Consider the following 13584-nt stretch of genomic DNA (forward strand, 5'->3'; position numbering starts at 1 on the left):
CACCGTAGCCGCGCGCGCCGGGCGGCCGGTCCTCAGGCGTCGCGGCGCAGCAGCACCACCGCGCCCGCCCCCAGCGCGAGGACCGCGTGCAGCGCCACCGCCAGCCCCGCGCCCCACGGGGACAGCAGCGGGTCGGGTTGGGTTCCCGCGAGCTGCGGGGCGAGCGCGGCCAGGCTGGCGCCGTAGACGTACTCGTTCCAGGGCCTCGGCAGCAGCAGGGACGCGGTCGGGATCACGAACTGGAGCACCGACAGCGTGGTCAGCGCGCCCGCGCTGGAGCGCACGGCGAACCCCAGACCGAGGCCCACCAGCGCCGACACCGCCATGACCAGCGCGTTCGCCAGCACGGTCGGCCACGCGTCGGACAGCTCGGGGAACGCCGCGATCGGCGCGGGGCGGTCGCCGGTGATCCACTCGCCCAGCCCGGTCGCGGCCAGCGACAGCAGCAGCGCCAGGGCGGTCGCGGTCGCGGCCACCACCGCCGTCTTCGCCAGCAGGAACGCGCCCCGCCTCGGCACGGCCACCAGCGCGGGGCGGATCATGCCGCCGCCGTGCTCGGCGGTGATGGCCAGCGCGCCCAGCACGCCCAGGCAGAACTGGCCGATCGGGACCACCGGCAGCGCCGGGTCGGCGGCCTCGAACCGCAGCCGCACCTCGGGCGCGGCCCGGTCCCAGTCGGCGGTCATCAGGCAGGCGATCGCGGCGCCGCCGAGCAGGGCCGCCGCGAGCACGGCCAGCAGCACGGCCGTGGAGCGCACGGTGCGGAGCTTGAGCCACTCGGACGACAGCAGCGCGGTCACGCCGCCACCCCCTCGGCGCGGTGCCGCACCACGGACTCGGTCAGCTCCAGGTACGCCTCCTCCAGTGACGCGCCGCGCGGCGTCAGCTCGTGCAGCAGCACCCCCTCGGCGTGCACGATCCCGGCGACGGCGGGCGCGTCCAGCCCGCGCACCACCCACCGCTCCCCCTCGGCGACGACCACTCCCCCGGCCCGCTCCAGCGCCGCCACCAGCCCGCCGGGCTCCGGGGCGCGCACCAGCACCTCGCGCCGCGCCCTGCCCACCAGCTCCGACACCGGCCCCTCCAGCACCAGCCTGCCCCGCCCGACCACGACCACCCGGTCGGCGGTCAGCGCCATCTCGCCCATCAGGTGGCTCGACACCAGCACCGCCCTGCCCTCCGCCGCCAGTACCCGCATCAACCCCCGGATCCAGCGGATGCCCTCCGGGTCGAGCCCGTTCACCGGCTCGTCGAACAGCAGCACCTCCGGGTCGCCGAGCAGCGCCGCCGCGACGCCGAGCCGCTGCCGCATCCCCAGCGACAGCGCGCCCACCCGCCTGCCCGCCACCGAGCCCAGCCCGACCCGCTCCAGCAGCTCGTCCACCCTGCGGTCGCCGATGCCGTTGCTCCTGGCCAGCACGCGCAGGTGGTCGCGGGCCGCGCGGCCGGGGTGGGCGTCACCGGCGTCGAGCAGCGCGCCCACCCGGTGCAGCGGCCGGGGCAGGTCGGCGTACCGGTGGCCGCCGATCAACGCCTCCCCCGAGGTGGGGCGGTCCAGGCCGAGGAGCACGCGCATGGTGGTGGACTTGCCCGCGCCGTTCGGGCCGAGGAACCCGGTCACCAGGCCGGGCGGCACGGTGAAGCTCAGGCCGTCGACCGCTCTCGTCGCGCCGTAGCGCTTGGTCAGCTCACGCACTTCGATCACCGGCACAGCGAACCGCCCCGAGCACCCCAGGCGGATCGGACCACGGGCCGCACCTCGGATCGGACCCAGGTCCGATCCGGCGGTCGGCGCGGGACCGCTAGCGTCGCGGGGTGCGACTCCGGCTCTCCTCCGTGTCCCTGCTGCACGCGGCCGACGGCCTCGCGGCGCTGGCCGCCGTGGTGGTCTACCTCTACTTCGCCTCCAAGAGCACCGCCCCGCAGTGGGCGGAGCTGCAGCTGGCGCTGCTGATCGGCGTGCCGCTGGCGGTGCGCAGGCAGTGGCCGCTGGCGGTGTTCGTGGTGGTCGTGCTGGCGCAGAACGTGGCGACGGTCCTGCAGATCACCCTGGAGATGTACCTGCCGAGCGCGTACGCCGCCTACACCCTCGGCCTGCTCGTGCCGCGCCGCAGGTCGCTGCCGGTGCTGGTCGGCGCGCTGCCGGTCACCGCCGTCGCGCTGGTGATCGGCCAGCCGTGGCCGGACGACGTCGGGCTGGTGGGCGCGATCTCGGTGATCCTGGTGGCGTCGTGGGCGCTGGGGCGGGCCAACCGGGTGAACCGGGCGCACCGGGCGCGGGCCGAGCGGGAGCGGGCCGAGCGGACCGTGGAGGCCGAGCGGCGGCGGATCGCGCGCGAGCTGCACGACGTGGTCGCGCACAGCCTCAGCCTGATCGCGGTCAAGACCGGAACGGCGAACCACGTGTGCGCCGACCTGCCCGAGGTGGCCCGCGAGGCGCTGGTGGTGGCCGAGCGGACCAGCCGGGACACGCTGGTGGAGATGCGCAGGCTGCTGGGGGTGCTGCGGGACGAGGACCACGCGGCCGAGCGCGCCCCGATGCCGGGCCCGGCCGACCTGCCCGCGCTGGTCGGGGCCGCGCGGGAGGCCGGGGTGGACGTCGAGCTGTCCGGGCCGGTCCCCGAGCTGCCGGACGCGGTCGGGCGGGCGGTGTACCGGCTGGTGCAGGAGTCGATCACGAACGTGGTCAAGCACGCCGCGCCCGCGAGCTGCCGGGTGTCGATCACCGTGGTGGACGGCGCGGCGGTGGTGGTGGAGGTGGTGGACGACGGTCCTGGCGCGCCCGACCCGCTGCCGCAGGGGCACGGGCTGGTGGGGATGCGCGAGCGGGTCGCCGTGCACGAGGGCTCGCTGGAGGTCGGGAACCGGCCGGAGGGCGGGTTCCGGGTGCGGGCGGAGGTGCCGCTCGGATGAGCCGGGACGAGGTGGACCCGATGAGCCCGGACCCGATGAGCCCGGCCCCCATGAGCCCAGCCCTGACGAGCCCGGACCCGACGGGCACGGCCCCGGCGCCCCCGCCCCCGATCGGGGTGGTGATCGCCGACGACCAGGCGCTGCTGCGCGGCAGCTTCGAGGTGCTGGTGGGCTCGGCCCCCGACCTGCGGGTGCTGGGCACCGCCGACGACGGCGAGCGGGCCGTCGCGGTGTGCGCCGCCACCGGGCCGGACGTGGTGCTGATGGACGTGCGGATGCCGAACGTGGACGGCATCGCGGCCACCGCGCGGATCTGCGCGGCGCAGCCGGACGTGCGGGTGCTGATCCTGACCACGTTCGACCTGGACGAGTACGTGTACGCCGCGCTGCGGGCGGGCGCGAGCGGGTTCCTGCTCAAGGACACCCCGCCCGCCGACCTGCTGGCCGCGATCCGGGTGGTGGCCTCGGGCGAGGCGCTGCTGTCGCCCTCGGTGACCCGGCGGCTGATCACCGAGTTCGCCGCGCGCCCGGCCGCCCGGCCGCTGCCCGCGCTGGACTCGGTCACCGCGCGCGAGCGGGAGGTGCTGCGGCTGGTCGCCGAGGGCCTGTCGAACACCGAGATCACCGAGGCGCTGCACGTCTCGCGCGGCACGCTGAAGACGCACGTCGGGCGGCTGCTGCACAAGCTCGGCGCCCGCGACCGCGCCCAGCTGGTGATCGCCGCCTACGAGTCCGGCCTGGTCACGCCCGGTGAACGCGCGGAACCCCTCCCCGGCGCGCTGCCGGGGAGGGGTTCCGGGTGGCGGTCCTAGCGGCCCCCGCGAGGGGCCGCGAGGCACGGGCTAGAGGTACTGCCCCGTGTTGGTCGCCGTGTCGATGGCCCGACCGGTCTCCTGGTTCTTGCCGGTGACGAGGGTGCGGATGTAGACGATCCGCTCCCCCTTCTTGCCGGAGATCCGGGCCCAGTCGTCCGGGTTGGTCGTGTTGGGCAGGTCCTCGTTCTCGGCGAACTCGTCGACGATGGCGTCCATCAGGTGCCGCACCGACAGGCCCGGCTGCTTGGTGTCCAGCAGCGACTTGATCGCCGACTTCTTCGCCCGGTCCACGATGTTCTGGATCATGGCGCCGGAGTTGAAGTCCCGGAAGTACAGGACCTCCTTGTCACCGTTGGCGTAGGTGACCTCCAGGAACCGGTTCTCGTCGGTCTCCTCGTACATGCGCTCGACGGTGTGCTGCACCATGCCCTGGATGCAGGCCGCCGGGTCGCCGCCGAACTCGGTGAGGTCGTCGGCGTGCAGCGGCAGGTCGTCGGTCAGGTACTTGGTGAAGATGTCCTTCGCGCCCTCGGCGTCCGGGCGCTCGATCTTGATCTTCACGTCGAGGCGGCCCGGCCGCAGGATCGCCGGGTCGATCATGTCCTCGCGGTTGGAGGCGCCGATGACGATGACGTTCTCCAGGCCCTCGACGCCGTCGATCTCCGAGAGCAGCTGCGGCACGATCGTGGTCTCCACGTCGGAGGACACGCCGCTGCCTCGGGTGCGGAAGATCGAGTCCATCTCGTCGAAGAACACGATCACGGGGGTGCCCTCGGACGCCTTCTCGCGCGCCCGCTGGAAGATCAGCCGGATGTGCCGCTCGGTCTCGCCGACGAACTTGTTGAGCAGCTCGGGGCCCTTGATGTTGAGGAAGAAGCTCTTGGCGTCCTTGTGGTCCTCGCCGCGCGCCTTCGAGACCTGCTTGGCCAGCGAGTTCGCGACCGCCTTCGCGATCAGCGTCTTGCCGCAGCCGGGAGGGCCGTAGAGCAGGACGCCCTTGGGCGGGCGCAGCTTGTACTCGCGGAACAGGTCGGCGTGCAGGAACGGCAGCTCCACGGCGTCGCGGATCTGCTCGATCTGCCGGGAGAGGCCGCCGATGTCCTCGTAGCGGACGTCCGGCACCTCCTCCAGCACCAGGTCCTCCACCTCGGCCTTGGGCACCCGCTCGTAGGCGAAGCCCGCCTTGGTGTCGACCAGGAGCGAGTCGCCCGCCTTGAGCGGCGAGTCGAGCAGCGGCTGGGCGAGCCAGACCACCCGCTCCTCGTCCGCGTGGCCGACGACCAGCGCCCGCGCGACGGAGCCCTCGGGGCCGCCGTCGTCGAGCACCTCGCGCAGCGCGCACACCTCGCCGGTGCGCTCGAAGTCGCCGCCCTCGACCACGGTCAGCGCCTCGTTCAGGCGCACGGACTGACCCATGACCAGGGAGGGCGCCTCGACCGACGGCGAGACGGACACGCGCATCCGGCGGCCCGACGTGAACACGTCGACGGTGCCGTCCTCGAACCGGGCGAGGAAGACGCCGTACCCGCTGGGCGGCTGCGCCAGCCGGTCCACCTCCTCGCGGAGGGCGAGGAGCTGACCGCGCGCCTCGCGGAGGGTGTCGATGAGCTTGGTGTTGCGCTCGGTCAGCTGGTTGACGCGCTCGGTGGCCTCGGCCAACCGCTGCTCCACCAGGCGGACGTGTCGTGGGGATTCCGTCAACTTGCGGCGGAGCAGCGCGATCTCGTCCTCCAGGAACCTGATCTGCGCCGTCAACTCGCCGGAGCTGCTGCCATTGCTCAGCTCGCCGCCCTCGTCGGGCTGGCTGCCGGGATGACCGTGCGGCATGTCGGCGCCCTCCTCCCGTGTTCGTACGACAACGGTACCGGCGATCACCGACAAAAGCGGCCACCTCGGCGGGCGGCCGGAGCGCCGGGTGATCACCGGGTTCGACATGTACGGGGGGTGAACTGCTCCATCTCGGTGGCGCCGCGCGCCGCTCACCCGTTGCGGTGCACGTGCCGGTGGCCGTCCACCGGTTGTGTCCGGGCAGTGTCCCCGCCGTGACCGGGGAGTTCCAGGGGTTTTCGCGGGTGGGCGGACGGCGGTTCCCGTGCGCGCGGGGGTGACGGGCGGGTGATCGGGGCCGCAGCCAGGCCAGTTCGGGCGGCGGGTGGGCGGCGGGGGCGCTTCGGCGGGCGGGTGGGACTTCCCACAAGGTGGGCGGTCCGGTCGCGGGCGGTCGGGCGGCGGTCGCCCCGCGCGGGGGACGCCGGGCGGCGGCGCGGGCCCGGCTGCGGGCGCGGGCGCGGTTACGGTCAGCAGCCCTCGGGGGCGGACACCCCCGCCTGCCAGCCGGAATGCGGCCAACCGGGTGGTTTCGACCGGGGTGGGGCGGGGTGGGGGCGTTCGGCGGGTCCGGCTCGGGCGGCGCGGACGCCGGGGGCGCCCGCGACCGGGGACGCGGGCGCGTCCAGCACCCGCTGACCACCCCCGCCGGAGAGGTGTTCGACGCTCTCGGTGACCGGGCAGTTCCGCGGAGTGGAGGAAAGTCTCATCCAGGTGAACCTGCCGTGGTCAGGGCGCTACTGTGCGCACTGAGCACGGCCATCCCGGTATGAGGAGAACGCGATGTCGGTCCCGCCACCCGGTCCGCACGGCCAGCAGCCGGACCCGCACGGGCAGCAGCCGGGGTACGGGCAGCCGGGGCAGTACGGGCAGCAGCCCGGCCCGTACGGGCAGCCGGACCAGTTCGGCCAGCAGCTCGGCCAGCACGGGCAGCCGGGGTACGGGCAGCAGCCGGGGACGCCCGGCCAGTTCACCCCGTACGGCCAGCCCGGTTTCGACCCGAGCGGCGGCGTCCCGCCCAAGAAGAAGAGCGCCCTGCCCTGGGTGCTCGGCGGCGTCGGCGTGCTCGCCGTCGTCGGGGTCGTCGTCGGCCTGCTGGTGTTCACCGGCGACGACGGGAACGACACCGCGAGCGGCGGCTCGGACGAGCACGGCACCAGCGCGGGCGGCGGGTCGGAGAAGACGGCCGAGGCGCAGAAGGTCGTGGACGCGTACGTCGCCGAGTCGAACAAGGGCAAGGACGCGGACAAGGCGAAGGCCCAGAGCATGATCTGCGCCGCCGACCTGCCGACCGTGAAGGCGGTCGCCGAGCAGGCCGAGGAGCTGGAGGCCAGCATCCCGGCCGAGCGCCGCGAGAAGCTGAACTCGCTGAAGATGGACTACTCGGCGGAGAACGTGACCGTGTCGGGCACGACCGGCTCGTTCACCATGCGGGTCAAGTACTCGAACGTCCCCGAGGGGCTGACGCTGCCCGCCGAGAGCACCACGGCGCTGGAGCTGGTCGAGGAGAGCAGCGGCTGGAAGCTCTGCGGCCTGGCCAAGCAGCTCACCGGCACCCCCGGCGGCGCCAACGGCTGACCGGTCCGGCGACCGGCCCCAAGACCCCGGCGACCCGCGCGGGTCGCCGGGGTCTCGCGCGTCCGGGGGGGTGTGCTCGCTCACGGCGCCGTGGGTGGGCGGCGGACCGGGTCGCCCCTCCCGGCGCACCGGGCCCACGCAGCCGCCTAGGGTGCGGGGGAAGGGGGCGACAGCGCCCTGACCAGGCGTTACCGCGCGGTGACGCGGTGTTGAGGAGGAGGGTGCGATGTCGGTCCCGCCGCAGGGTCCCCACGGCTGGCAGCCCGGTCACGGGCAACCGCCCCACGGCAGGCCGGGCCACGGGCAGGCCCCCGACGCGCCCCAGCCCGGTCACGGGCGAGCCGGGGGCGCGCCGCAGCCCGGCTACGGGCAGCCCGGCCTCGGGCAGTTCGGCGCGCCCCACGGCCACCCCGGTTTCGCACAACCACCCGGTCTCGCCCCGCCAGCCGGTTTCGCCCAGTACCCCGGTTTCGCCCAGCACGGTGGCGTCCCGCCCAGGAAGAAGAGCCCTCTCCCCTGGGTGCTGGCCGGTGTCGGCGCGCTGGTCGTCGCCGGGGTCGTCGCGGGCGTGGCGCTCTTCACCGGCGACGACGGGTCCGACACCGCCACCGGCGGCTCCAGCACCGACAGCTCCGGCGGTTCCGACGCGGGCGCGGAGGCCAGGGCGTTCGTGGAGGCCTTCGCCGCCGAGGCGGGGAGCGCGCCGGTCGCCTCCGAGAACACCGACCTGATCGCGATGTACTGCGCCGAGGACCGCAAGGTGCTCCAGCAGCTCAGCGCGCAGACGAAGCTGATGCGCCAGTCCATGACGGCGGAGCAGCGCGAGCGCTACGCCGAGCTGGAGAAGATGACCGTCAGCTACACGATCAAGTCGGTCACCGCCTCGGGGGACACCGGTTCGGCGGAGCTCAGGCTGAAGTACGACAACGTGCCCACCACGATGAAGTCGAACTACCCCGAGCAGGACGGCGCGGTCGAGCTGGTCAAGGAGGGCGGCGAGTGGAAGGTCTGCGGGACGGCCAAGTCCGCGAAGCAGCTGATCGAGAGCGCCCCCGCCGACCCCACCGCCACCGGCCGCTGAACACCCCTCGCTCCGGGTGACGCCGCAGCTCGGGGATCGTGCGGAACACCCCCGTTCCAGCGATCTTGCACCCCGCAGGGCGCTACTCTGCGCAGGCGGGGACCGGAGTACCCAGGTCCCAGCATCCCCCTACCGGGCACCCAGCACCGCCCCAAGCAGCTCCAAGGAGATCTCCATGTCGGTCCCGCCGCCTCCCGGTCCCCAGGGGCCGCCGTCCGGCCCGTTCGGCCAGCAGCCCGGCTACGGCCAGGTCCCCGGCGCGCCCCAGCCCGGTTACGGCCAGCCCAGCGGTGGCTTCCCGCAGCAGCCCCAGCCGGGTTACGGCCAGCAGCCCGGCCAGTACGGGCAGCCGGACCAGTTCGGCCAGCAGCCCGGCCAGCCGGGGCAGTACGGCCAGCCCGGCCAGTTCGGGCAGCAGCCGGGCCAGTTCGGCCAGCCGGGGCAGCCGGGCCAGTTCGGCCAGCAGCCCGGCCAGTTCGGGCAGCAGCCCTACGGCCAGCCCGGCTTCGACCAGTACGGCGGCGGGATGCCGCCCAAGAAGAAGAGCCCCCTGCCGTGGGTGCTCGGCGGCGTCGGCGCGGTCGTGGTGATCGGCGTCGTCGTGACGCTGGTGATGGTGCTCGGCGGTGGTGGCGGCAGCAGCGCGCAGGAAGTGGCCGAGCGCTACGTCGCGGCGTCCAACGGCGGCGAGAAGCTGGGCGAGGACTTGCTCTGCGCCGCGGACGCGGCCAAGATCGCCGAGCTGAACAAGCAGTTCGAGGACATGGAGAAGCCCGACCTGGGCGACCTCCCCGACTCGCCCGCCTCGCAGATGAAGGCCACGAACACCCTCGGCAAGGTGACCGAGAACGGCGACAAGGGCACCTTCGAGGTGATCGTGAAGTTCGAGAACGTGCCGGACATCATGAAGGACTACGTCAAGGACACCACGCGCACGATGGACGTGGTGAAGGAGGACGGCGGCTGGAAGGTCTGCAACGTCTTCAAGGCGCTGGAGACCACCACCCTCGGCGGCTGACCCCCCTGAGCAGCGAGAACGCCCCGGCGACCACCAGGTCGCCGGGGCGTTCGACGTTCAGTGCCAGCTCAGCCCTTCGACGGCCTGCGCTGCGGGCGGGGCGGGGTGACGCCGTCGGCGAGCCTGCGGGTGGTCAGCAGGAACGCGGTGTGCGCGATCATCCGGTGCTCGGGGCGCACCGCCAGGCCCACCACGTGCCACGGCCGCACGAGGGTCTCCCACGCCTGCGGCTCGGTCCAGTGCTGCTGCTCGCGCAGCGCCTCGGTGACCTTCGACAGCTGCGTCGTGGTCGCCACGTACACCACGAGCACGCCGCCGGGGATGAGGTTGGCGGCCACGGTCGGCAGCACGTCCCACGGCGCGAGCATGTCCAGGACCACCCGGTCGACCTCGCCGGTGTGGGTGGCCAGGTCGTCCACGGTCAGCGACCAGTTGGCGGGCCGCTCGCCGAAGAACTGCTCGACGTTGCGGATCGCGTGGTCGGCGTGGTCCTGGCGGACCTCGTAGGAGGTCACGCTGCCCTTCTCGCCGACCGCGCGCAGCAGCGAGCAGGTCAGCGCGCCCGAACCGGCGCCCGCCTCCAGCACCCGCGCGCCGGGGAAGACGTCGCCGTACATGACGATCTGCGCGGCGTCCTTGGGGTAGATGACCTGCGCGCCCCTGGGCATGGACAGCACGTAGTCGGCCAGCAGCGGGCGCAGCGCCAGGAAGGAGGTGCCGCCCACGGAGGACACCACGCTGCCCTCGGGCTGCCCGATCAGCTTGTCGTGCGGCAGCGCGCCGCGGTGCGTGTGGTACTCCTTGCCCGGTTCGAGCACGATGGTGTAGTGCCGTCCCTTCGGGTCGGTCAACTGCACCCGGTCTCCGGGCTGGAACGGACCACTGGCGGTGCTCACCGCGACGAACCTCCTGCGCGAACCTGCCCGCGACCTGCGGACGGGCACGATGGTCGCAGAAGCCCTCCGGCCGGCTACCGGCGGGCCAGCAGCTTGGCGGAGAACCAGACCGGCCCGGTGACCAGCCACACCCCGCACACCAGCGCCACCAGCCGCAGCGAGTCCAGCAGCGGCGCGACCCGGTCCAGGCCGCCCGCGACCAGGGCGAGCAGCCCGATGACGGCGGCGGCGACGACCGCCGCGAGCACCGCCTTGCCCCACTCCCGCCACTCGTGCGCCGCGCGCTCCGGACCGCCCGGTGGCGGCTTGACCGGGGGCGGCCCGCCCGCGAACCAGTGCGCGAACCGCTGGTCGGCCCAGCGCAGCAGCGAGTGCCCGAACGCGACGCTCACGCCCAGGTAGAGGGCGGCGAGGCCGTGCGCGCCGGTCGCCTGGCCGCCGCGCGCCAGGTCGACCACGGCGGTGGCGAGCAGCACCAGGTCGACCAGCGGGACGCAGGCGAGCAGGACGGCGCCCGCGCGGCGCAGCCCGAAGGCGTAGCGCAGCAGCAGACCGGCGGCGAGCACGACCCAGAAGCCGACCTCGCAGGCCACGATGACCAGGACCAGGGGTTCCACGGCGACCAGCGTGCCCCGGCGGCGCGGCCCGGCGCGTCGGCGATCGGTGCCACCGGTGGTCATCAGTTCGTAGGACGTGCCCCGCCGGACCGGTGTGGTGGGATGGGCGAGTGCCGTCCCGCACCGATCTCGCCGTGGTCGCGACGGCCCTGAGCGCCGGGCTCCTGCTGTTCTGGATCGACTTCGACCGGTTGTGGGGCCCCGACCAGGCCGCGCCGACCTGGGTTCGGGTGCTGCTGCTGGTGGTGGCCTGCGCGGGTCAGCTGTTCCGGACCGCGCGGCCCGGTCTCGCGCTGGCGCTGGCCGGTCCCGCCGTGGCGGCGGACATGGTGCTCGGGCACAGCAGCGTGGTGCTGGTGGTGGGGATCGACGTGCTGTTCAGCACGGCGATCTCGGCCGGGCCGAGGCTGTACCGGGGGCTGGTGACCGGCATCGGGCTGCTGTGCGTCGGCCTGACCGTGGGGGCCTCGCTGCTGACCGGGGAGCCCCGGCTCGCGCTGCTGGTGGCGGTGCAGGCGTTCTCGATGGCGGTCGTCCCGGTGTGGTGGGGGTCGAACATCCGCCAGCACCGGCAGAACGAGCGGCAGCTGGCGCGCATCGCCGAGCTGGACCGGCGGGCGGCGGTGACCGCCGAGCGCGCCCGGATGGCCCGCGACCTGCACGACGTGGTCGCCGGGCACCTGTCGGCGATCGCGATCCAGTCCGAGGCGGTGCTGACCCTGCCGGACGACGACCCGGACCGGGTGCGGTCGGTGCTGCGGGCGGTGCGGGAGGGCAGCGTGGGGGCGCTGGCGGAGATGCGCACGATGATCGACGTGCTGCGGGCCGACGGCGAGGTGGACGAGGCGGTGTCGGCGCGGCTGGGCGAGGTCGGGCGGCTGGTGGAGGCGTCCGGGCTGGACGTGCGGCTGCGGGTGGACGACGTGAGCGGGGTCCCGGCCGCGGTGGACGTGGCCGGGTACCGGATCGCGCAGGAGTCGCTGACGAACGCGCTCAAGCACGGGGCGCGCGGCGGGCGGGTGTCGCTGCGGGTGGAGCGGCAGGCCGCGCGGGTGGTGCTGGAGGTGGGCAACGAGGTGCGGGACGAGGGGCGCGCCGTGCGGGCGCCGGGGAGCGGGACGGGGTTGGTGGGCATGGCGGAGCGGGCGCACGCGGTGGGCGGGCGGTTCCGGGCCGGGGTCGAGGACGGGCTGTGGGTCGTGCGCGCGGAGCTGCCGCTGTGAGCGGGGACGCGGTGAGTGGGGACGCTGCGAGCGTGGACGGGGTCGTCGAGGTGCTGGTGGCCGACGACCACGCGGCGGTGCGGGCGGGCCTGGTGATGATCCTGGGCGGCGCGCCGGGCGTGCGGGTGGTCGGCGAGGCGGCGGACGGGGACGCGGCCGTGCGGCTGGCCCGCGAGCTGCGGCCGGACGTGGTGCTGATGGACGTGCGGATGCCGGGGGTGGACGGCATCGAGGCGACCCGGCGGCTGGCCGGGGTGTGCGAGGTGCTGGTGCTGACCACGTTCGACCTGGACGAGTACGTGCGCGGGGCGCTGCGCGCGGGCGCGGCCGGGTTCCTGCTGAAGTCGGTGGAGGCCCCGGCGCTGGTGGACGCGGTGCGGCGGGTCGCGGCCGGTGACGGCGTGCTGGCGCCATCGGTCACCAGGCGGGTGATGCGGGAGTTCGCGGCCGGGCCCGCCGCCCGCGCCAAGCCCGACCTGGGCGCGCTGACCGACCGCGAGGTCGACGTGCTGCGCTGCCTGGGCGACGGCCTGTCGAACGCGCAGATCGGCGCCCGGCTGCACATCGGCGAGACGACGGTGAAGACGCACGTGTCGCGGGTGCTGATGAAGCTGGACCTGCGCTCGCGCGTCCAGGCCGCCCTGCTCGCGCAGGACGCCGACCTCTGAGCCGTCGCCCCCGGCCGCCGGGGCTGGGGGTGCCTGCCTGCCCTCGGGACTAGCCCGCCTTCGGGAAGTGGGGGCGCAGGTTCGCGGCCATGAGCCGGTCGAGCGCCCGGTCGCCGAGCAGGCGCGGGAGGCGGGTGAGCAGGGCCGCGTCGCGCCCGATGGTGTAGCGGGCGCGGGGCTTGCGGGTGGTCGCGGCGTCGGCGATGACCCGGCCCGCCGCCTCTGCGGGCAGTCCGGCCTCCGTGAACGCCGTGGCCTGGTTGATGATCGCCTGGAGCAGTCCGCCGTACCGGCGGCGCTCGGTGGGCGTCATGGCGGCGAGGGTTCCGGTGGCGCGCTCGATGCCGTGGCCGGTCATCTCGGTGCGCACCCCGCCAGGCTCGACCACCACGACCGTGACGCCGTGCGGGGCCAGCTCGCGGCGCAGCGCGTCGCTCATGCCCTCCATGGCGAACTTCGCGCCCGCGTACGCGCCGTACGTGGGCATGGCGACCTTGCCGCCGACGGAGCTGATGTTGACCACCCGACCGGAGCTGGCGTGCAGCGCGGGCAGCAGGGCCTTGGTGACGGCGACGTGCCCGAAGAAGTTCACCTCGAACTGGCGTCGCCACTCGTCCATGGGCAGCAGCTCGACCGGGGCGTTGATGGCGATGCCCGCGTTGTTGACCAGCGCGCGCAGCGGCCTGCGGTCCTCGGCGACCCGGTGGGCGGCGGCCGCGATCAGCGCCGGGTCGGTGACGTCGAGCAGCACCGGCTCCAGCCCCGGCGCGCGCAGCGCGTCGGCGTCCGCCTCGCGCCGGACGCCCGCGAGCACGTGGTAGCCGCGTCGGGCCAGCTCGCGGGCGGTGGCGGCGCCCATCCCGGTGGAGGCGCCGCTGATCAGGACCAGCTCTTCGTGTGACGTTGTCATATGAATCATGGTCGGCATTTCATGTGACATTGTCAAGC

At 74.3% G+C, this 13584-nt stretch carries 13 protein-coding genes; 7 read left to right on the top strand and 6 right to left on the bottom strand.

Features of this window, described 5'->3' with window-relative positions:
• Nucleotides 1-32: 32 nt before the first annotated feature.
• Together LV78_RS25390 and LV78_RS25395 are read right to left on the bottom strand one after the other, a co-directional pair.
• Nucleotides 33-800 carry an ABC transporter permease gene (locus tag LV78_RS25390; RefSeq protein ID WP_253848139.1) on the bottom strand — a complete coding sequence of 256 codons (768 nt, stop codon included), beginning with the start codon at nucleotides 798-800 and terminating at the stop codon, nucleotides 33-35.
• On the bottom strand, nucleotides 797-1705 hold the full coding sequence (locus LV78_RS25395; RefSeq protein ID WP_253848140.1) for an ATP-binding cassette domain-containing protein: 909 nt from the start codon (nucleotides 1703-1705) through the stop codon (nucleotides 797-799). The genes LV78_RS25390 and LV78_RS25395 overlap by 4 nt, the downstream gene beginning before the upstream one ends.
• Before the next feature lie 110 nt (nucleotides 1706-1815).
• Here LV78_RS25395 and LV78_RS25400 point away from each other — a divergent pair, with 110 nt between their 5' ends.
• A complete protein-coding gene (locus tag LV78_RS25400; protein ID WP_253848141.1) occupies nucleotides 1816-2913 on the top strand; it encodes a sensor histidine kinase in 1098 nt (365 codons plus the stop codon).
• Between the two features lie 50 nt (nucleotides 2914-2963).
• On the top strand, nucleotides 2964-3725 hold the full coding sequence (locus LV78_RS25405; protein ID WP_253848342.1) for a response regulator: 762 nt from the start codon (nucleotides 2964-2966) through the stop codon (nucleotides 3723-3725).
• Between the two features lie 30 nt (nucleotides 3726-3755).
• Here the strand turns inward: LV78_RS25405 and arc are convergent, their stop codons facing one another.
• A complete protein-coding gene (gene arc, locus LV78_RS25410; RefSeq protein ID WP_253848142.1) occupies nucleotides 3756-5555 on the bottom strand; it encodes a proteasome ATPase in 1800 nt (599 codons plus the stop codon).
• 783 nt (nucleotides 5556-6338) lie between these two features.
• Here arc and LV78_RS25415 point away from each other — a divergent pair.
• From LV78_RS25415 to LV78_RS25425, 3 genes are all read left to right on the top strand, one after another.
• Nucleotides 6339-7133, top strand: coding sequence for a hypothetical protein (locus LV78_RS25415; protein WP_253848358.1), 795 nt, complete (start codon nucleotides 6339-6341; stop codon nucleotides 7131-7133).
• A 226-nt stretch (nucleotides 7134-7359) separates the two neighbouring features.
• On the top strand, nucleotides 7360-8214 hold the full coding sequence (locus tag LV78_RS25420) for an Rv0361 family membrane protein (protein WP_253848143.1): 855 nt from the start codon (nucleotides 7360-7362) through the stop codon (nucleotides 8212-8214).
• Nucleotides 8215-8389: 175 nt separating this feature from the next.
• Nucleotides 8390-9232 carry an Rv0361 family membrane protein gene (locus LV78_RS25425; RefSeq protein ID WP_253848144.1) on the top strand — a complete coding sequence of 281 codons (843 nt, stop codon included), beginning with the start codon at nucleotides 8390-8392 and terminating at the stop codon, nucleotides 9230-9232.
• Between the two features lie 68 nt (nucleotides 9233-9300).
• On the opposite strand, the gene LV78_RS25430 is transcribed toward LV78_RS25425, so the two are convergent.
• Entirely contained in the window at nucleotides 9301-10128 is an 828-nt protein-coding gene (locus tag LV78_RS25430) for a tRNA (adenine-N1)-methyltransferase (protein WP_015801057.1), read from the bottom strand.
• A 74-nt stretch (nucleotides 10129-10202) separates the two neighbouring features.
• Nucleotides 10203-10745, bottom strand: a complete 543-nt coding sequence (locus tag LV78_RS25435) for a hypothetical protein (RefSeq protein WP_253848145.1) — start codon at nucleotides 10743-10745, stop codon at nucleotides 10203-10205.
• Between the two features lie 110 nt (nucleotides 10746-10855).
• Here LV78_RS25435 and LV78_RS41745 point away from each other — a divergent pair, with 110 nt between their 5' ends.
• Nucleotides 10856-11968: a sensor histidine kinase gene (locus LV78_RS41745; protein WP_253848146.1), complete on the top strand. Its 1113-nt coding sequence runs from the start codon at nucleotides 10856-10858 to the stop codon at nucleotides 11966-11968.
• 11 nt (nucleotides 11969-11979) lie between these two features.
• The gene (locus LV78_RS25445) at nucleotides 11980-12636 is read left to right on the top strand and encodes a response regulator (protein ID WP_308208746.1); all 657 of its coding nucleotides are present in this window, start codon (nucleotides 11980-11982) and stop codon (nucleotides 12634-12636) included.
• A gap of 49 nt (nucleotides 12637-12685) precedes the next feature.
• Here the strand turns inward: LV78_RS25445 and LV78_RS25450 are convergent, their stop codons facing one another.
• Nucleotides 12686-13546 (bottom strand): SDR family oxidoreductase, encoded by an 861-nt coding sequence (locus LV78_RS25450; protein ID WP_253848147.1) that lies wholly within the window; start codon nucleotides 13544-13546, stop codon nucleotides 12686-12688.
• Between the last annotated feature and the right edge of the window lie 38 nt (nucleotides 13547-13584).

The organism is Actinosynnema pretiosum (assembly GCF_024171695.1).
GTDB lineage: Bacteria > Actinomycetota > Actinomycetes > Mycobacteriales > Pseudonocardiaceae > Actinosynnema > Actinosynnema pretiosum.